The sequence below is a fragment of the Cupriavidus sp. 8B genome, from assembly GCF_054589115.1.
The window spans coordinates 1-18,867 of sequence record NZ_BAAILO010000061.1 but is presented as its reverse complement, the minus strand read 5'-3'; the positions used below and the strand labels follow the sequence as shown (position 1 = coordinate 18,867).

Below are 18,867 nucleotides of genomic sequence, written 5' to 3'. Positions count from 1 at the left end.
CATATATCTACCTACCAGTATGATCTCTGATTCTACCGCAATTGCCGAGGTGTGCCAGTGAGTTGGATCACAGGTGTCGGATTGACCTCATTTGGCCGGCTGTCAGGGCAGGACACGCTTGCGCTGATGGCGGACGCTGCAGAACTTGCGCTGATTGATGCTCAGCTTGTTAGATCGCAGGTGGATGGATTGCTTTGTGGCTACTCCACCACTATGCCCCATCTCATGCTGAGCACCGTGTTCGCGGAGCATTTTGGCCTATCGCCGAGCTACGCGCACGGTATGCAAGTGGGTGGTGCCACCGGTCTCGCAATGCTGATGCTCGCCCACGAGCTTGTAAATGGCGGATTGTGCAACCATGTGCTTGTGGTCGCAGGAGAGAACAGGCTTAGTGGCCAAAGCCCAGATGAGGCGCTACGCAATCTGGCACAGGTTGGACATCCGCGTTACGAATTACCATTCGGCGCAACTATTCCTGCCTACTATGCCCTCGTTGCCTCTCGATACATGCATCGATTTGGGTTACGGGAGGAAGACCTAGCTGAGCTAGCTGTCGCGATGCGCCGCAATGCCAAATTGCATACCGGTGCTCATCGCCGAGAGCCGATCGCCATTGATGACGTGCTGAACTCGCGCAGCATCGCGTCTCCCCTGAAGCTGTTGGATTGTTGTCCTGTCTCAGACGGCGCTGCAGCATTTGTCGTTAGTCGCGAACGTACCTCTGCGTTCGGCGTTCGCGTATTGGGTTGCGGCCAAGCCCATACCCACCAGCATGTCACTGCCGCCCATGATCTGACAATGTTCGGCGCTGCTGCATCGCTTGAACAAGCAAGCGCGCGCACAGGCGTTCTCGCCGCCGATGCCCGATACGCGGCAATCTACGACAGCTTCACCATCACGCTAGCCATATTGCTCGAGGAACTCGGCTTGGCGCCTCGTGGTGGCTCCGCCGAGCGCGCCCGCAATGGGGATTTCGATATCAATGGCAACTTGCCCCTTAACACGCATGGAGGACTCCTGAGCTACGGCCATTGCGGCGTCGGCGGAGCGATCGCGCATTTGGTCGAAGCACATCAGCAAATGACTGAGCGCGCTGCTAATCGCCAGGTCCGCGACGCCTCGCTCGCGCTCATACACTGCGACGGCGGTGTTCTGTCGTCGCATGTCACGGCATTCCTGGAGAGAGTCCATTGAGCACCGTAGCTATTGCCGATTGGTCTACTGGCGAGCCCGGCATCGCATATCAGCTTTGTGAAAGCTGCCGACACACCTGGTATTTCGAACGCTCCTTTTGTCCAAATTGCGGCGACAAGCGACCGAGTCGGCTGCAAGCAAGTGGTCATGCGAGAGTGTATGCCGCCACGACCGTGACGAGGGCACCGTCGCCAGAGCTCGCCGAGTTGGGCCCTTACGCGATCATGCTGCTCGACGCGGAGGAGGGATTCCGAATGATGGCGCACGGAGACTCTTCGCTGCAAGTTGGAGACATGGCACGAGTGACCTTTCGCCAGTTCGGCGGAAGGCTTACACCCTATTTCATTGCACTGAATGCACGAGACTGAAGAGGATTGATTGGCGCTTTGGCTCGACAGAATCGATTCGCCGACCGGCAAGACTCGGCGATTCCACGCAACTCAAAGCATCGCCCCGTGCTGAGTAGTCTATGGTCCTAAGCGCCATTTCGTCGTCTGAAGTACCTTCACAAGGCCCTACTGCCGAATGACACTCTTTCGCAGGCCGCCTGTTTAGCCTTTACCTATTCTCACTGTCATCGAGGAGACACCCTATGACACCAAGCAATACCACTCCGCCCGCCGAAGGCTGTATCGACACCGAAGTAGTCGATGGCATTCTGCTGATCGGGATTAACCGTCCCTCGAAGCGCAATGGCATCACACCCGTGATGCTTAGGCAGCTGGCCGAAGCCTACACGCGGCTCGACGACGATCCCGACCTCCGAGTCGGTCTACTCTATGCTGTCGGCGAGCACTTCACCGGGGGCATGGATCTTCCCGCGCTCGCCGAGTACCAGAAGCGAGGGGAACGGCCGGTACCGCGTGATCAGAATCTCGTGGAAGCGCACGACCTCGGCTTGCCTGGCTACCGGCGTCGGACCAAGCCCGTTGTTGCGTCCGTCCAAGGCATCTGCTTTACCGTGGGAGTAGAGCTGATGCTCGCAGCAGATATGGTCGTCGCCGCCGATAATTGCCGCTTCACCCAAATGGAGGTGGGCCGCGGAATCATGGCCGCAGGTGGCGCCACGATGCGCATGGCACAGCGATGCGGATCGGGTAATGCTCTCTATCTTCTCCTTACAGGGACTGAGTTCAATAGTGTTGACGCCCTTCGTTTCAACTTTGTGCAGAAGGTTGTGCCTGCGGGGGAGCAGTTTGCTGAAGGGCTGGCGCTTGCCCGGCGCATCGCGCAGCAAGCGCCGCTTGCGGTCGTCGCCACTCGGTTGAACGTACGAAAATCGATCGAGGAAGGGCCGCTGGCGGCCGTGGCAGAAATACTGGATGTGCAGAAGCGATTGTCCTCGAGCGAGGATGCTGCAGAGGGGCGACAGTCATTTATTGAGCGTCGCCCTCCCGTGTTCACGGGTCATTGAGTGACTTTCCATCGAGACGGCTATGACAGACTCACTTCCTTTTTCCCCATCATCGTACGAAGCCATCGTCTTCGAGGTAGTCGGTGACGGCATCGCCATCGTCACGCTGAATCGGCCCCAGGCGCGCAACGCTCTTGATATGCGTATGCGCGAGGATTTGGCGAGTGTCGCGGAATATCTGCGTACGGCTTGCTCGGTGCGAGCTGTCGTGCTCACTGGTGCCGGAGGGAGCTTCTGCGCTGGCGGTGATCTGCAGTCGATGGGCGAAGAGCGTACTGGTCCACAGTCACGTAGGCGAGTCGCCGAGCTGAACAATTGGTGCTCGAAGCTCGCTGCTCTTGAGATTCCGGTTGTCGCTGCCGTCGATGGTCCTGCTTTTGGCGGTGGCTTCAATCTGTGCCTTGTCGCGGACTTCATCCTCGCGACGCCGACGGCCCGGTTCTCGCAAGTGTTTGCAAGGATTGGCCTAATACCAGACCTCAGCGGCCTGTATTTGCTTCCCCGCATGATCGGTCTCCAGCGTGCTAAGGAGCTGGTCTTCAGCGCCCGCACTGTTGAGGCCGACGAAGCCCGACATCTGGGAATCGTTTATGAGATCGTTCCCGCGGAAGAACTTCTTAAGCGCGCGGTAGATCTTGCGAGTCGCCTCGCACAAGCCTCCTTACCTGCGTTTGGCTTGACGAAAGCGATTCTCAATCGTTCGTTCGAGACTGATCCGCGCACTCTGGCTGAACTCGAATCAATGGCCCAAGCCATCGCCATGAGCACGAACGAGCACCACGACGCCGTCTCACGCTTCCGCGCGAAACAGCCGTTGGCGTTTGAGCCAATCAAACGATCGGCGTAATCGCTGCCTCACCCACTTGGAGTTTCATAAATGCGCACACTGCCTGCCATCTTTGACAATCTGGCGCTGCCGATCATTGGCTCGCCCATGTTTATCGTCAGCAATCCAACGCTTGTAGTAGAGCAATGTAAAGCAGGGATTGTTGGATCTGTGCCCGCTCTGAACGCGCGGCCGCAGTCTCAGCTCGATGAATGGATCAGCGAGATCCGCGAGCGCCTTGCCGCCTACGATAGTCAAGCTGCAACTCCAGCGGCGCCGTTCGCAGTCAATCTGATCACGCACAAAACAAACGCCCGGCTGGAGCAGGACCTGGAGGTTGTGATCAGGCACAAGGTGCCTCTTGTGATTACATCGCTCGGCGCTCGCCCAGAGGTCAACGAGGCAATCCACGCGTACGGTGGCATCGTGTTCCACGATGTCATCAACAACACGTTTGCACGTAAAGCCATCGAGAAGGGTGCTGACGGGGTAATTGCCGTGGCGGCCGGCGCGGGTGGCCATGCGGGCGTGAAGAGTCCGATTGCACTGATTCAGGAGATTCGAGAGTGGTTTGACGGCCCCTTGGCATTGAGCGGTGCAATGTCGACCGGGAACGCCGTACTAGCGGCCCAGGCTCTCGGCGCCGACTTTTCTTATATCGGGTCTGCCTTCATCGCAACCCATGAGGCGCGTGCTCCTGAAGAGTACAAGCAGGCAATTGTTGACGGGAACTCTGATGACATTGTCTATACGAACCTGTTCACCGGAGTTCACGGGAACTATCTTAAGCGTTCGATTAGTAATGCCGGATTGGACCCAGCCAACCTACCGACCTCCGAAGGGCGTGACATGAACTTTGTTGAGGGGGAAAGTAAGGCGAAGGCGTGGAAAGACGTCTGGGGTGCAGGACAGGGAATTGGTGTAGTTCGTGAGGTGACCTCCGCTAAGGCGTTGGTCGCGCGTCTAGGTGAGGAATATCACGCTGCACGACATCGCCTCGGCTTGGCAAACCAGGCTTAGTTGCCACCGAATGGACGCGCGCAGCGTGTGCGTCCGTGTCTGTGTGCTTTGCCGCGGCAACACGTTCTCTCGCCCAAGGCGTAAATGGGATCCTCTCATGGATCCCATTTATCTTCAAGCCGCTAGTGAGACTGCAGCTTGCGGACGTTTTGGGACACGCGGCCTCCCCGATCGTCGGCAAGCGTCTATTAAGCTCAGGCGGGTCCCGAATCTGAAGCGGCGCGATTTGCCCAGGCCACGTTGGAGCGCCACGGCATTTCCGGCAATGTCGGCTATCTCACTATCAACCTGGTCTCATGCGTGCAGTTATTTGATTTGTCGCTGCGCAAAGTACAGCGTGTCTGCGCTTGCGCTCTGCGTTTCCTAAGCAATCTGCCGTGGGATGGGCTCTTGGTTTGCCTGGCGGCCGCGCGGATCAAGGCGTCCGAGATTTACAATGAGCTGACCCTGGGTGACAATCGTGTCGGCGATGCACCGTCATTTGATTTGTTTGTTGAGGGTCTGGGCCCTTCCGGGTTGGAGGTCGAATGCAAGTCAGTGTCGAACGACAAAGGCCGCCGCTTCGACGACGATCAGTGGAAAGTCGGGTGTGCGGGCTGACGGCACACAAATCGAAGTTCGCGATTTCCCTGCATCATATGCTGCTGCCATCGCGTCAATGCACGGGCAGTACAACGCGAAGCGCTTGAGTGGCTCACTCGGACTCGAAACGTGCGCCACTTCACTGAACCTGCGCGGGGACGCGGTCTCTCTGTCATTGCAATCCAGAGCATGAAGCAACATACCTTCTTGGAAAGTGCGATGCGAATGGCATCCGATGCAGCCACGCGGCAGTTGAGCGGTAAGCTCGTGATGGGCCTGGAAGCCGTCTCAGGGACCGAACTAGCGGCGCTTGCGGAGCAAGATAACGGGCCAGGCAGCGTGTTTTCTGCTTTGCAAATTCGTGTCAGTACGCCTGAATCGGCCCGAAATGGCAGACGTGATCGGCGCTACGTTCGTCAGTAAAAAGGAAATGTCGGATCTTGGGAATGCGCTGGCGATTCAAGGCCGTTCGTACACCTTCTTCAACACCGAGAGTCCGTTCTGGTATCCGGACTTCGCTCGCATATTTGAGACACACGCAATCACGTCGTCGGCTCAATCCTCTTCTGCTACGCATTGATCATGGTACTTCCCACCACCACTTATTTCGAGAATGAGCTTCGCGATGCCTACGACAGGCTACGCAACCACGATCCATGGGCCTACATCACCGATGTGTTGACCCGCCTGCCCACCCACCTGAACAGCCGCATCGACGAGCTGCTTCCCCACAACTGGCGTCCCGCACGCTGAGCGCGTCTGCTCTCTCACAACCGCTCTCAACCGGCAACGTGGGACGGCGAGACGCTTACACTGCATCATCAAAAATCCCGGGCGAAAAGCGTTCCAAGCAGGTTCCGCGCGCGTTCTGCAAGATCCCGTTGCGAAGCCGTGCAAAGCACGAGGATGCGGCTCGCATGAAGGTCATCAACTTCTTGAGCAAGTCGCTGAATGGCGCCATTTCAGAAGACTACTCTTTGTGGGCGCGTCTGATAGGCAAAAAAAGCATGTAAATTCAGATTTAGTTTTATTATTAATATACTTTTCTCGACCGCAACAGCGATAAATCAAGAAATACAACCAATTAGTACAATGCTATATATAGTTGAATGTGAACAAAGCGGAGCAACCACCGCATCAATTATTTACTGGCCGCCTCGCATATTGCTACAGCGTTAGAACTTATGCCTCATTCCAAAACCCGTGCTTATCCCCCCACCACTGTTGCTAAGCTTGTCGTAAAGGACGTTCGCATAGAGATCGCTCCGCTTCGATAGTGGATACAAGTAGCCGATCGCATAGTTCCGACGCTTGAAATCCGCCTGACCTTCGGGGCGAATATTGGTCTGCACAACCGATGCCATGATCTTTCCGTTAAAGATTGGGTAGGTCGCACCAATCTGAAACGAATCCGTGCTTCGTTTGGTACCGCCGCTTGTCCGCGTACCCACATACTCGAGGAATCCCTTGACAACCCCGAAGTCGTATGCTGTACCGAGTGTAAAGGCGTCTTGTGCCCAGCTCCCAATAGGCAAGCCCGGACCGGTTTTTACACGTTGAAATGCTGCGGTTGCCGTAAACTTTCCTCGGTCGACGTAGAGCATGGCGCCAAAGTTGTTGGTTGAATTTGTGCCGGCCGTCTCACCAAGCGAATATAGAAAGCGCCCCGACAATCCACCAAAATCCGGCGTGTAGTATCCAACGGCATTGTTCCAACCCGAATCACCCGCAACGTAGCGTCCGAAGGTCTGCACCCAGAGCGGATTCTGTAATGGAGAGAACTTGGTTGATGATCCGTAGGGGTCGAACTGAGTTGTGGCGAGGAAGAAAGGGTTCCTGAGCCGACCGAGCCTGACCTCACCAATGTTGGCTTTCTCCAGGCCAACATAGGCATTGCGTGACAACATGGTGTCCGTGGGACTGCGACCACTCGCTCCGGTATCCGTCAGAAAGTAGCCTTCCAGCCGAAAATTTGCCATCAGTCCGTCGCCCAGGTCCTCCGTGCCTGTCAATCCCCAGAACGAAGTTGTCATACCCCCGCTCTCGACTCCAATCGTGCTCTTGGCGGCACCGCTAGGCTTCGTTGAACCGACATATGCATCTACGATTCCGTAGAGTTCAACACAATTCGCCGCACACGATGCTAAAAACAGCGATACACCGACACAGCCGGACGCAACGCGCGCCAGCACGGCAGGTTTATTCATCATGCCTCCAATCCTTTGCGGTATTTCGAGAAGGCGCACGTCTCCCATTTCCTTAGCCACTTAACGTGGCCGGACGGTTGAAAGCGGCACCAATTATTCAGAGGGAAAGTCTGTCGTAATGTCTTTTTTGAAGCGGTTGCAATGCCGAGGCAGGTTGCCCTGAAGCCAAGTCACCGAGACCGAGGCGGGATCGCGCCTCTTGGTATTCAAGCGCGAGGCACGCGATGAGAGACGCAGCCGCGCCGGCCTCTCGAACAGCGCCGATACCCTGTCCGGCGCCCCAGATGTCTTTCCAAGCCTTGGGCTTGCTCTCGCCGCTAACGAAGCTCATCGCGCGCCCCCCGGAAGCCGGGAGGTTATCGGGATCTAGCCCGGCATTGCGAATCGAACGCTTCAGGTATGGGGTCACGCTTTCACACCCGCTGTTCGTGCGATCCGTCCCCAGCGATCTAGGCCGGTGTGGATCTCCCGAACAAGGTCTTCGGGTGTACTTGTCCAGATTTCGAACTGCTGCTCGTTGGCCGTCTTGCTGACGCGCGGCGAGCGCAACGCTTCGGTCAGCGCGGCATACAGACGCGAACGAATGTCCTCGGGCAGCCTGGGAGGCGCCGCCACGGCGAACCACAGGTCGGCTCCCACCTCGTTGAATCCGCCAAAGCCCGCCTCGGCCATCGTCGGTATCGTGGGCAAGAAGGACCACCGCTTGGCAGTCGTGACCGCCAGCTGACGTACGCGCCCCGCAGTCACGGCCGGCTGTGAGTTCGTGGGCATGTCGAACATGAAGGTGATGTCACCTGCCATCAACGCGGCCAGCGCCAGTCCGTTGCCGCGGAACGGGACGTGCACCAGCGGCACACCCGCGACTCGGCTCAGGATTTCACCCGAGAGGTGATTGGATGCGCCAATGCCAGCCGAACCATAGGAGACGGTCTGCACCTTCGCCCGGGCGACAAGGTCGGAAACCGTTCGTATCCCGCTCTGTGAATTGACGATCAACTGATTGGCATACCGGCACGCCAAAGTCAGCGGCGTGAAGTCCGATAGTGGGTCGAACGAGAGCTTCGGGTAGATGTGTGGATTGATCGTATGAGTGCCGGTGCTGATTAGTCCGATCGTGTAGCCATCAGCAGCCGCTCGCGCGACTCGAGCGCAGCCGATATTGCCTCCGGAGCCGCCAATGTTCTCGACGATCACGGGTTGCCGAAGAATCTCCGAGACGACGGCAGCAATCGGCCGAGTGAACACATCGGAGGGCCCGCCCGCGGCGTATGGCACGATCCAGCGAATGGGTCTTGAAGGCCATGTGTCAGCAGCTCGCACGACACCGAGCGCCGCGCCCAGCGCGGCGGCGGTTCCGCCCAGTATCAGGCGCCGACGCGTCGCGGCCGGAATGCTGGAAGTCGAACGTTTCATGTCTTGTCTCCTTGTTCAATCGGTAGCGCCGTTTGTGGCCCAGTCCTGCGATTCAACGCCGGCTCGGATCCACTATCCAGCTAGGCGGGCGCAACTCCGACCGTCATTCCTCCGCACACGTAAAGCGTCTGTCCGGTGACAAAGCCGTTGCGCCCATCAAGAAAGAACGAGGCAGCCTGAGTGACGTCTTCCGGCTCTCCCATCCGGCGAACCGGTATCGCATCGACGATCGCCCGCGTTTCGGGAGCTCCGGGCGGATTCGCAGCCTCGAACAGCGCAGTTCGAATCGGACCGGGGCCGATAGCGTTGACTGTGATGCCGTGCTGCCCCAGCTCAAGGGCCCAAACCCGGGTCATCCCAATGAGGCCGGCCTTTGTGGCCGCGTACGCGCTGCGCATCTCCTTGCCCAACGCGGCACGGGAAGAAATGTTGACCACCCTCCCGAATCCGGCTTCCCGCATACCAGGTAGAACTGCCTGCATGCATTGAAGGGCGCAGCGAAGGTTGAGTGCGACCGCGAGGTCCAAATCTACCAAGGTTTGGTCTGCGATTGATGCAGGACGTACGACCCCGACGTTGTTGACCAGCCGAGTGATCGGACCGCCCTCCAGCGCTAGCTTCAACGCCGCGGCGGTCGCATCATGATCCGCGAGATCCACATCGACCAATCCGCCGGCGCGATCCAGAACGATCGTCTCGTAACCCTGCGCCTGGCACGCAGCCGTGATCGCCGCGCCAATACCTGCCCCCCCACCGGTGATCAGTACCCGGTCGCGAGTGACCAAACCCTTCTTCATCACAACTCCTTCTTCGCTTGTTGCGGACTACGCTGGACTCAGTTGTGCAGCACTACGGCATCCACCGCGCGACAGCCGTCACCGACCGCACCGACCAGGATCGGATTGATATCGACGCTCTGAACGTCGGTGGATCTCGCGATCAGTCGTCCAACCGACATCACTGCGTCAACGTAGGCCTCGACATCAAGAGCGGGTTCGTCTCTCACTCCACCCAACAGGGGAGCGATACGAAGACGCTGTAGTCGCTCGATAACCTCGGCTCGTTCAAACGGAACCAATAGAAGTTGGTTGTCCGGCATGACTTCGACGTACTTGCCACCATCTCCGATAACGACAACCGGACCGAAAACCGGGTCCCTGTGAGCACCGATCATCATCTCGCGCCCACCTTTTCGCATCGCGGCAATGATGACGCCTTCAAAGGGCAGACCAAGATCGGCGATGGTCTGTTGCAGCTTGCCGAAGGCTTCCGCGATTTCCGTCTGCGAACGCAATCCCAATCGCACCAAACCCAGCTCGCTCTTGTGAGCGACCTTGCTGGAACAACCCTTGGCGACAACTGCGCCCCCCGCTTCGGCGAACGCCGCCAAAGCCTCCTGCACGGTCATGCACAGTCGGTGCCATACAACCGGTACCCCGATCTCCGCGATGCGCGCAAGACTCTGTGCCTCGTTCGCCATCAGGGGCTTACGGGCGGGCTCAGTCGTGACGGGGACGGGATCGAGGTACGCACCAGCACGTCGATGGCGCGCTAACTCCAAACGCTTGTGGTGGCGCGTGAATCGGTCGAGCGCCGATACCGCACTGCTTTCCGAGGAGAAAACCGGTACGTCGCGTTCACGGAACAAGGCCGCCACGTCCGGTTGCGGCGTGGCTGCCACAACCGGCTTTCCGGTGCTGGCTTCCAAACGCGCCGCCGCATCCGCGTAGCCTTCGACGTCGTAGCCTGCTCCGGCGACCGGAAATGCAACGAGAAATGCGTCAGCATTTGGATCCCGCGCGATGACGTCGAGAGCCTTGCTGAAGAGGCTGCTATCCGTGAGCAGAGCACCCGTGATATCGACCGGATTGGTAACGTTCGCGAAGGTTGGAAGAATGGCCGCGAGGGACTGTCGAGTTGAAGGGTCGAAGCTGGCCATCTGCATCCCATGCATGCTGGCTGCGTCCGCAGCAAGCACCCCCGCCGCTCCAGAATTGCTCACCGTCACGATGCTCCGGCCACCCACCTTCCAGCGCTTCAGGTACATCTCAGCGGCATCGACCAGTTGCTCCATTGTGTGCGCACGCCAGACGCCATGTTGCTCAAAGAAGCTGTCGACCACACGGTCTTCGCTGGCTAGCGCACCGGTGTGCGATAGCGCGGCGGCTTTACCGGCGGCCGTACGCCCGGACTTCAGCGCGAGCACGGGCAGACGACGCTCCTGAGCGATTCGTCCGAGCTTTTGAAGCTGGTGCGGGTCGGGCATGCCCTCGAGATACAGGAGCATCAGTCGGACCTGCTCATCCTCGGCGACCGCCGTCGCCAACTCGGCGATCGTGACATCCGCGTCGTTGCCTGTTGCGTGGGCGTGCCGGATGCCCAGCCCCCGGCGCCGAAGCAGCCCGTACGGCGCCATCCCCAGCGTCCCACTCTGGCTGAGGATCGCTATGTGTCCGTCAGCGGGCGGACACTCTTTGATCATCGTCGAAAATGTGGCTAGAGCCCCATTGCTGAAGTTTGCAAGCCCCTGACAATTCGGCCCGATCAGCCGCATGCCCGCCGCGCGAGCGGTGTCGACCATCGAGCGCTCGGCAGTCTTTCCCTCAACGGAGTGACCCTCGCCAAAGCCAGAACTCATGACGATTCCGATCCCTGTTCCGATGCGGGCGCACTTCTGCACCGCTTCAATCGCCTCGTTCCGCGGTACCGCGATGATTGCGAGATCCGGAGCCTCCGGCAGTTCCTCGATCGAGGGCCACGCCTTCAAGCCCTGGACGCTTGAGCGGGTGGGATTGATAGGGTAGATGCGCCCTTTGAAGCCAAAGCGCTGCAGGTAGTCAACCGGTCGACCACCGATCTTGTCCGGATTCTGTGAAGCACCCACGATCGCAATGGAACGTGGCGCCAACGCGGCCTGAAGCGAAGTCGTCATGGGAAGTCTCCTCGAGTTATTTGCCTTCGGCAGAGTCGGCGGCCACAAAATAGGGAAGCTCCCGCGCCCCGAAAGATCGAAACGAAGCGCGGACGCGCTCACCGATGCGCAGCGAGACATCGCCATGAGCCGTCATGCGAAACCCCTCTTGGGGCAAATCAGACTACACGAAGTCTGATCGAGCGAGGCTTGTCTTACGCAGAACTCGTACCAATGAGTTTGTTAGTCTACTGTCAAGTAGGAAAATGTCAAGCTCTTCCTTGTTGCGATTTGTGCCTCTCTGAACTGTTCTTCGCCAACCGTGTGCAGCGATCGCGTGGGTGCCCTGCCTCCCCGATATTCAAGCCAGATCTGCTTAGGCTCGCACTCGAGGCTCATTGTTGGCACGCGAATGTTCGGTACGCTGGACCCGGAGGCCTCATTCTGGAGCAGCAGCGTGAGCGTGCGATACGGGCGAGTGAATGTCTCGAACTCACCGACAAAGAGCTGATATGCCTCTATATGAACGCCTCCCGTTTGCGAGGCTTTTGTGCGCTCTGACCTGACTAGGTTGGGTTGCGGCTTTATATTCGGCCTGGTTGCAGCCCTGATAGGCTGCGGGTCCCGATGAAATTCGCTGACTCGCACCTGATTTCCCGTAAGAGCTCGAAGCTCTTTGTCATATACAGGTTTAGCAAGTCACGGTCCGACCTGATTAGTCATCACACTCAATCGCCAACGCAACCGCTTCAACATGTCCCTCCCGATGCAGACGATTAATGTGTTCTGCTCGGCGCATGCCGTTCATGTGTGACCACGTCCCAACAAGCACGGTCCAGTCAATTTGGGATCTGATTAGGCATTGGCCCCGGGGTGCCGGCGTTAGTCGGTTTTCTCGAAGAACCCTCGAAACGTTGGCGCCATAAGCTGGATCTCGAGGCGGACGTCAAGGTCCTAGCATTCACACAATTAGCAAAAATCATTCAGGTATTGCCAAATTGGCGATCAGCCGACTCACGCAGATTCCATGATCTCGATGCTGAACGCCTTCATCCACACTGCGGATTCAACCGCTCAACGCAGCGCTGTACGGAGGTACCGCACTGCAGGTGAAAACTGTTTACGGTGCGCGCACACGAGGTTCAGCGGCCCCGATTCGCCCGGCTGCTCTGGTAGAAGCAGCTCCAAGCGAGCTTGCTCAATATCGGCACAAACACCTATCAACGCCTTGTAGGCGATGCCACGACCATCGATTGCCCAGCGCCGGGCAATCGATGGTCGTCCCTATGATTTGCGTGCGGCCAATGCGGGCACCGACATGGCCAACCGCATGGCGCGCATGCGTGCCGCAGGCCAATGGCCAGGTTCGTCCGGGGCCGTTGATGGACGTGTCCCACATCGCCAGTTCGTTGCTGCACATGGCCAACCTGCCGCGCGACGCCAACGTGCAGTTCATGACCGTGATGGCGACGAAGATGCCCGTTCGTCGGTCGCGGCTGACCAGCGGCCAACGGCCGAAGTATCAGTGCGCCGGCCGGCCCGTGTGGCCAGCCATGAATGCGGCGGCGTCGGCCGCCGTCATGCCGCGCTCGTCGCGCGCTTCCGGGTCGGCGCCGTGCTCCTTGAGCAATTCGACGATTTCCGCGCGCTGGAACATCGCTGCGACCATTAGCGCAGTGCGGCCGTCGGGCGAAGCGCCCTCGACGTCCGCGCCGTGTTCCAGCAGGATTTCGATTACGTCCCGGTAGCCTTTGTAGGCAGCCCCGGCAATCGGCGTCTGCCCCATCGAATTGCGCGTGTCGGGTGACGCGCCGGCTGCCAGCATCATGCGCAGCGCGTCGGCATGGCCGTGATAGGCGGCCAGCATCACCAGGCTGTCGCCTTTCTCGTTGCGCAGGTTCGGCCGCATACCGCGTTTGATCAGCGCCGCCAGCGCGGCCGCGTCGCCATTGCGCGCCAGGTCGAAAACCTGGCCCAGCGCGGCGATCATGCGGGCTTCTTCATCGGCGGTCATGGTGGATGTCTGGGTCTGGTCCGTCTTGTGTTCTCGTCTTGCTTTCCTGGCTTTCGTGGTTCTCGCAGGGAGGGCGGGGTGCACCCGCCCTCCGCCCCGGCCTCTCCCGCAAGCGGGAGAGGCAACCAACCAGGACTTATTTCGCTTCGATCTTCTCGATGGCTGCCGCAACACCAGCGCCGTAGGCCGGATCGGCCTGCGTGCAGTGGTCGATATGGCGCTGCTGCACGGGCTTCGACACGCCCTTGATCGCACGGGCCGTGTTGTCGAACAGCGTCTGCTGCTGGGCCGGCGACATCAGGCGGAACAGGTCGCCTGCCTGCGAGAAGTAGTCGTCGTCGACACGGTGGTTCCAGTGGTCGGCGGCGCCTTCGACTGACAGCGGAGGCTCACGTAAGTCCGGCTGCTCGGCCCACTCGCCACGGGTGTTCGGCTCGTAGCCGATGGTGCCGCCCGCGTTGCCGTCGGTGCGGCCGCGGCCGTCGCGGTGATAGCTGTTGACGTACTTCGCGGCCTTCGGCGAGTTCACCGGAATCAGGTGGTGGTTCACGCCCAGGCGATAGCGCTCGGCGTCGCCATACGAAAACAGGCGGCCTTGCAGCATCTTGTCCGGCGAGAAACCGACGCCCGGCACGATCGTCGACGGCGCGAACGCGGCCTGCTCCACCTCGGCGAAATGGTTTTCCGGATTGCGGTTCAGTTCCATCACGCCCACTTCGATCAACGGGTAGTCCTTCTTCGACCAGACCTTGGTCAGGTCGAACGGGTTGTAGCGATACTTGCCGGCGTCGGCCTCGGGCATGATCTGCACGAACAGCTTCCAGCGCGGGAACTCGCCGCGCTCGATGGCTTCGTACAGGTCGCGCTGGTGGTACTCGCGGTCCTGTCCGGTAACCTCGGCCGCCTCGGCGTCGGACAGGTTCTGGATGCCCTGCTGGGTCACAAAGTGGAACTTCACCCAGTGGCGTTGCATGTCCTTGCTGATGAAGCTGTAGGTGTGGCTGCCGAAGCCGTGCATATGACGCCAGCTCCGCGGAATGCCGCGATCGCTCATGACGATGGTGACCTGGTGGAAGGCCTCGGGCAGGCTGGTCCAGAAGTCCCAGTTGGTCTCGGCGCTGCGCATGCCCGTGCGCGGGTCGCGCTTCACGGCGTGGTTCAGGTCGGGGAACTTGAGCGGATCGCGCAGGAAGAAGACCGGCGTGTTGTTGCCCACCAGGTCCCAGTTGCCTTCCTCGGTATAGAACTTGATGGCGAAGCCGCGAATATCGCGTTCGGCATCGGCTGCGCCGCGTTCGCCGGCCACCGACGAGAAACGCAGGAACAGGTCGGTTTTCTTGCCGACTTCCGAGAACAGGTTGACACGCGTGTACTTGGTGATGTCATGCGTGACGGTGAACGTGCCATAGGCGCCCGAGCCCTTGGCGTGCATACGGCGTTCGGGAATGACTTCGCGGTCGAAGTGGGCAAGCTTTTCCAGGAACCAGACATCCTGCAGCAGGGCCGGACCGCGCGGGCCGGCAGTCTGGATGTTGTTGTTGTCGACGACGGGCGCGCCGAAAGCGGTCGTGAGCTTTTTCATTGGATTCCTTGATGCAGACGGCAGGCCTCGCGGGCCTTGCCTGGACGTTTTTGGGTTTTCCCAACAGGCTGCCACCAATGGCGCGATACGCCGGGGGAAGATGTTGAAGTATCGCAGGTGCAACTTGACGGTTCGTATCAGTTCTCTGAATAGTGAATTAATTGCCTTGGATAATGAGATTCACGTCATCTTTTCTTGACACGAATGAATCGATTGGATGCAACCTACAACGTGGCTCCCAGAGCCTCGCGAACATGCCATTTTTGTCAATTTCGCGCAAAGGCGCAGGAGGTAAGTACCGACCGTCTCGAGCGCGCTTTTGAGGCGCCAACCATGCTCAGAAACTGCATCAATACGTCGCACATTGGGGAGCGAAAGAGACTATCGCTCTCTCTTCGAGCCTATCTGGCACGCAATTTTCACAAAAAAATGGATAGGAAATGTCTTTACAATCGGAACCGCGCTTGTGACCGGCGGATCTTCGGGTATCGGCGCAGTCTATGCTGACCATTTAGCAGCCGCGGTTGTGACTTGATTCTTGTCGCGCGTAACGAGGTACGTCTTTTGGCACAAACAGAGAAGCTCTCGAACAAGTACGGTATCGCCGTAAATGTCTGCGGCGCGTTGAAGCCCGCCTGACTAGCGACGATCGAATTACATGCTTGTTTAAAACGTACGACACTTTCGTCTGTCGACCCCCTTGCAATTGGGGCGACTATCGGTCTCTAACGCCCCCCCATACCCCAATTTCCTTTTGCGACTGCCCACAGTATGAAGGTACCGTAAACGAGCATTGCGAGAGCACCAAAGGAAAAATACTGTTGCAAGCTTGCGCCTTGAGACAACGCAAAGCCGCCAACACCGGCGAACAGGGTGAGGCGTAGCGCTCCGGCCACGAGTGGCCATTTGAGTCGACCGGCGCCCTGAGATGCAAAGTAAAGGGAAAAGCCCAGGGCAAAGCAGCCGTAGAACGGACCTACCATCTGAAGATAGGCGACGCCCGCTTCCAGCAAATGTTCATCTCCTCCAAAGAGCCGCAACCATGCGGAAGGCCGAAAGGCTGCAACTAGGCCAATTAGTTCGGCTAATGAAAAGGCAATAAATCCACCGATAAGTGCGATACGCCGCGCGCGGTCGATCTGACCTGCGCCAATGTTGGCTCCCACAAGCGCAACCATAGGCGCTCCAAAGCCGAAAGCTATTGGGATCAGCAGATACTCTAGCCTCGCACCCGTTGCGTAGCCTGCTAGAGCTGCAGTGCCACCGTGCCCACCAACCTGGGCCGTCGTAATCGCAATCAATGCATTTGTAAGTACCGGATTTATGCATGCCAATGCGCCAACGACCAAAATGCTACGTATCGGTAACCAATGCACTGCGCCTCCCACTAGCTGAGCGGCACAACGCCCCGAGAGGCAGAACCACCCCAATATCGCGGTGCCCGCTGCGTAATAAAGCACCAAAGCCCACGCTCCGCCCGCTACTCCTAATTGGGGAATCGGACCCCAACCAAATATGAGGCAAGGAGACAATGGCACTAGAGCGACTGCTCCTCCACAGATCACCATCCCAGGGAATGACATATTCCCCGTCCCCCGAATAACACTGGCGAGTGCGTTCATCGCCCACATCAGCGGCAGTCCTGCGAACAGCACACGACCATAAGTACAAGCCGCATCCAACGCCGCCCCCTTTGCGCCGATAAGCGAGAATAGTGACCTCTGGAACGTCAAAAGCATGGCGGCAAATGCTACGCCAATAAGAACGTTGATGGCTAGGGCGTGCCGCGGAATCTGATTTATCAAGGTCTGGTTTCCGGCCCCAAGAGCCCGAGCCACGGCTGCGGATATCCCACCGCCCATGGCCCCCTGCGACATGTTGCCCATTAGCATTAGTACTGGTATGACAACAGCGACACCTGCCAGTACATCCGTGCCAAGTTTCGCAAGAAACCATGTCTCAATCAGCCCAGTTGACGCTTGGGCCAACATCATGAGCATGTTTGGCACGCTCATGCGAAGAACCGTTGGAACAATCGGTGCCTCCAGCATCGACCGTAGGCGTGGATTGGAGGCGCGCAGCGGCGCCGATCCAGAGGTAGTCATCTTGTTAAGCCTTTCGCCTTACGAGGCGGGACACTCTCTAGGGTCTGTTCACAATTTAACCAATGGTCCGAAGGCACAGGCAAGCGATGCAAAGACGAGATAGCTGTCAGCTCGCTTGTCATACCGAGTGGAGACACGGCGAAAATGCTTTATGCGGTTGAAAAAGCGTTCGACCAGATTGCGAGTGCGATACAGGGCGCGGCTATAGCGTCGCTTGCTGATCCGGTTCGAGCGTGGCGGAATGACGGCCTTGCTTCCTGCGGTTCGAATCGACTGCACGAAAGCGTTGGCGTCGTAGCCCTTGTCCGGGACCGCTTGCGCGCGCAGGCCTTCGATTGTGTGACACAGATCTTCTCCTGCGCGTGGTCACTGGCACTCCGGGCCGCGGCGCCAGGCTCTCGTTAAACCGGGATGGGGTTATCGGCGATGTGTTGGTTGAAGTCGTGAACCAGCTGATGCTCGCCGAGTCCCGGGTTATCGCGCATGGCGCGAATGGACTCGACAAACACCTCATGCTCTTCGGTCGCGAGGCCGCGCATGGTTTCTTCGATAAACGCGTCCAAGGGCATGGCACGCGGATCGCCGCTCTTCTTGACGAGGTCGGTGTCGACCCAAGGCGGTGCGATCTCCTGGACTGTCACGTTGGTTGCGCGGAGCATGAAGCGCTGCGACAGGGCATAGGAGTGCAGCGCCGCCTTCGATGCGGAGTACACCGCGTTAGTGGCGATCGGGACATACGCCAGCACCGACGTGTTGTAAATGATCGTCGAGCGCGATTGACCTTTCAGATGTTCGACGAGCTCCGACGTCATTCGGATTGGGCCTAGGAGGTTTGTGTCGAGGATGCTGCGAGACGTGGCATCCTCGACGGCGGTGGAGGCGTCGTCAAACGGCATGATGCCCGCGTTGTTGATCAGAACGTTCAGCGTCGGATAGTCCGAGATCAAGTCCTTCGCCACACGCGCGATGTCGGCAGCGTCGGAAATATCGAGTTCGACGCCATCGATGCCGGGATACTCCGCGGAGATCTGCTGCAGAAGTGCTTTGCGGCGTCCAGCAATGATGACCTTGTTTCCCAAGGCATGGAAGGCCTTCGCCAACTCCAGGCCAATGCCCGACGTCCCGCCCGTAATAAAGATGGTGTTCCCGGTGAGTTGCATTACCACATCCTTTCGATAGAAGAGAAAGCGCTTGCCTCAGTGCTTCAGACAGCAGCGCCACTTGCCCTCTAATGTGGTGGAAACCCACGCGGTTTCACATGTCATTAATCCGTCGATTCGGGACAAAATGATCGGGGAGGCGATCGTCACTGTCCGGTGTGAGACCGATTAGGTGGGCTTTGCGCACAATGTCGGGCAGGGAGCTTGCCCTCATCTTTCGCATCGCCGAAGCGCAGTGTACCTTGACGGTGATATCGCCGATGCCAAGTTCGGCTGCTATCTGTTTGTTCTTCGCACCACGGAATACATAGATTGGTAGGCATTGAGCCATTCAGTGCGCAAGCGCTCTGCACTCAGTCGAACTCCATCCTTGGCGATTGCGACTGTAACCGACTCGATCACCTGATGATCGGAAAGCGGCTTGAGCAGAAAGTCCGAA

At 58.6% G+C, this 18,867-nt stretch carries 16 protein-coding genes and 5 pseudogenes; 10 read left to right on the top strand and 11 right to left on the bottom strand.

The features are described from left to right. Positions 1-57 precede the first annotated feature (57 nt). The 8 genes and pseudogenes from ACYP5B_RS06105 to ACYP5B_RS06070 form a co-directional block, all read left to right on the top strand. The gene (locus ACYP5B_RS06105; RefSeq protein ID WP_459568961.1) at positions 58-1,194 is read left to right on the top strand and encodes a thiolase family protein; all 1,137 of its coding nucleotides are present in this window, start codon (positions 58-60) and stop codon (positions 1,192-1,194) included. Continuing rightward, positions 1,191-1,562, top strand: coding sequence for a Zn-ribbon domain-containing OB-fold protein (locus ACYP5B_RS06100; protein WP_459568960.1), 372 nt, complete (start codon positions 1,191-1,193; stop codon positions 1,560-1,562). The genes ACYP5B_RS06105 and ACYP5B_RS06100 overlap by 4 nt, the downstream gene beginning before the upstream one ends. Positions 1,563-1,786: 224 nt before the next feature. After that, positions 1,787-2,608 (top strand): crotonase/enoyl-CoA hydratase family protein, encoded by an 822-nt coding sequence (locus ACYP5B_RS06095; protein ID WP_459568959.1) that lies wholly within the window; start codon positions 1,787-1,789, stop codon positions 2,606-2,608. 22 nt (positions 2,609-2,630) lie between these two features. Next, positions 2,631-3,455 (top strand): enoyl-CoA hydratase/isomerase family protein, encoded by an 825-nt coding sequence (locus tag ACYP5B_RS06090; RefSeq protein ID WP_459568958.1) that lies wholly within the window; start codon positions 2,631-2,633, stop codon positions 3,453-3,455. Positions 3,456-3,485: 30 nt separating this feature from the next. Continuing rightward, the gene (locus ACYP5B_RS06085) at positions 3,486-4,454 is read left to right on the top strand and encodes an NAD(P)H-dependent flavin oxidoreductase (protein WP_459568957.1); all 969 of its coding nucleotides are present in this window, start codon (positions 3,486-3,488) and stop codon (positions 4,452-4,454) included. A gap of 240 nt (positions 4,455-4,694) precedes the next feature. Then, positions 4,695-5,054 (top strand): hypothetical protein, encoded by a 360-nt coding sequence (locus ACYP5B_RS06080; protein ID WP_459568956.1) that lies wholly within the window; start codon positions 4,695-4,697, stop codon positions 5,052-5,054. Positions 5,055-5,225: 171 nt separating this feature from the next. Next, positions 5,226-5,459: a hypothetical protein gene (locus ACYP5B_RS06075; RefSeq protein ID WP_459568955.1), complete on the top strand. Its 234-nt coding sequence runs from the start codon at positions 5,226-5,228 to the stop codon at positions 5,457-5,459. A gap of 228 nt (positions 5,460-5,687) precedes the next feature. After that, positions 5,688-5,789, top strand: a pseudogene (locus ACYP5B_RS06070) (transposase domain-containing protein); the annotation flags it as partial. A gap of 422 nt (positions 5,790-6,211) precedes the next feature. On the opposite strand, the gene ACYP5B_RS06065 reads toward ACYP5B_RS06070, so the two are convergent. The 5 genes and pseudogenes from ACYP5B_RS06065 to ACYP5B_RS06045 form a co-directional block, all read right to left on the bottom strand. Next, complete coding sequence (locus ACYP5B_RS06065; protein ID WP_459568954.1) at positions 6,212-7,246, bottom strand: porin; 1,035 nt, start codon at positions 7,244-7,246, stop codon at positions 6,212-6,214. A gap of 402 nt (positions 7,247-7,648) precedes the next feature. Then, positions 7,649-8,656 (bottom strand): Bug family tripartite tricarboxylate transporter substrate binding protein, encoded by a 1,008-nt coding sequence (locus tag ACYP5B_RS06060; protein ID WP_459568953.1) that lies wholly within the window; start codon positions 8,654-8,656, stop codon positions 7,649-7,651. 80 nt (positions 8,657-8,736) lie between these two features. Next, on the bottom strand, positions 8,737-9,453 hold the full coding sequence (locus ACYP5B_RS06055; RefSeq protein WP_459568952.1) for an SDR family oxidoreductase: 717 nt from the start codon (positions 9,451-9,453) through the stop codon (positions 8,737-8,739). Positions 9,454-9,491: 38 nt separating this feature from the next. After that, the gene (locus ACYP5B_RS06050) at positions 9,492-11,588 is read right to left on the bottom strand and encodes an acetate--CoA ligase family protein (RefSeq protein ID WP_459568951.1); all 2,097 of its coding nucleotides are present in this window, start codon (positions 11,586-11,588) and stop codon (positions 9,492-9,494) included. Positions 11,589-12,641: 1,053 nt separating this feature from the next. Continuing rightward, a pseudogene (locus tag ACYP5B_RS06045) lies at positions 12,642-12,839 on the bottom strand (LysR family transcriptional regulator); the annotation flags it as partial. Between ACYP5B_RS06045 and ACYP5B_RS06040 the strand changes: the two are divergent. After that, a pseudogene (locus ACYP5B_RS06040) lies at positions 12,835-13,067 on the top strand (3-oxoacyl-ACP reductase); the annotation flags it as partial. The pseudogenes ACYP5B_RS06045 and ACYP5B_RS06040 sit on opposite strands and share 5 nt — an antisense overlap. Before the next feature lie 22 nt (positions 13,068-13,089). Here ACYP5B_RS06040 and ACYP5B_RS06035 read toward each other — a convergent pair. Next, entirely contained in the window at positions 13,090-13,557 is a 468-nt protein-coding gene (locus ACYP5B_RS06035) for an ankyrin repeat domain-containing protein (RefSeq protein ID WP_459568950.1), read from the bottom strand. Positions 13,558-13,717: 160 nt separating this feature from the next. Further along, complete coding sequence (locus ACYP5B_RS06030) at positions 13,718-15,163, bottom strand: catalase (protein WP_459568949.1); 1,446 nt, start codon at positions 15,161-15,163, stop codon at positions 13,718-13,720. 433 nt (positions 15,164-15,596) lie between these two features. On the opposite strand from ACYP5B_RS06030, the pseudogene ACYP5B_RS06025 reads away from it, so the two are divergent. Beyond that, positions 15,597-15,787 (top strand): annotated as a pseudogene (locus ACYP5B_RS06025) (SDR family NAD(P)-dependent oxidoreductase); the annotation flags it as partial. Between the two features lie 101 nt (positions 15,788-15,888). Here the strand turns inward: ACYP5B_RS06025 and ACYP5B_RS06020 are convergent. From ACYP5B_RS06020 to ACYP5B_RS06005, 4 genes and pseudogenes are all read right to left on the bottom strand, one after another. Further along, positions 15,889-17,268 (bottom strand): MATE family efflux transporter, encoded by a 1,380-nt coding sequence (locus ACYP5B_RS06020; RefSeq protein WP_459568948.1) that lies wholly within the window; start codon positions 17,266-17,268, stop codon positions 15,889-15,891. Between the two features lie 48 nt (positions 17,269-17,316). Then, positions 17,317-17,604: pseudogene (locus tag ACYP5B_RS06015) on the bottom strand (transposase); the annotation flags it as partial. A 65-nt stretch (positions 17,605-17,669) separates the two neighbouring features. Beyond that, complete coding sequence (locus tag ACYP5B_RS06010) at positions 17,670-18,428, bottom strand: SDR family oxidoreductase (protein ID WP_459568947.1); 759 nt, start codon at positions 18,426-18,428, stop codon at positions 17,670-17,672. Positions 18,429-18,522: 94 nt separating this feature from the next. Beyond that, positions 18,523-18,759 carry a LuxR C-terminal-related transcriptional regulator gene (locus tag ACYP5B_RS06005; RefSeq protein ID WP_459568946.1) on the bottom strand — a complete coding sequence of 79 codons (237 nt, stop codon included), beginning with the start codon at positions 18,757-18,759 and terminating at the stop codon, positions 18,523-18,525. Positions 18,760-18,867: the final 108 nt, after the last annotated feature.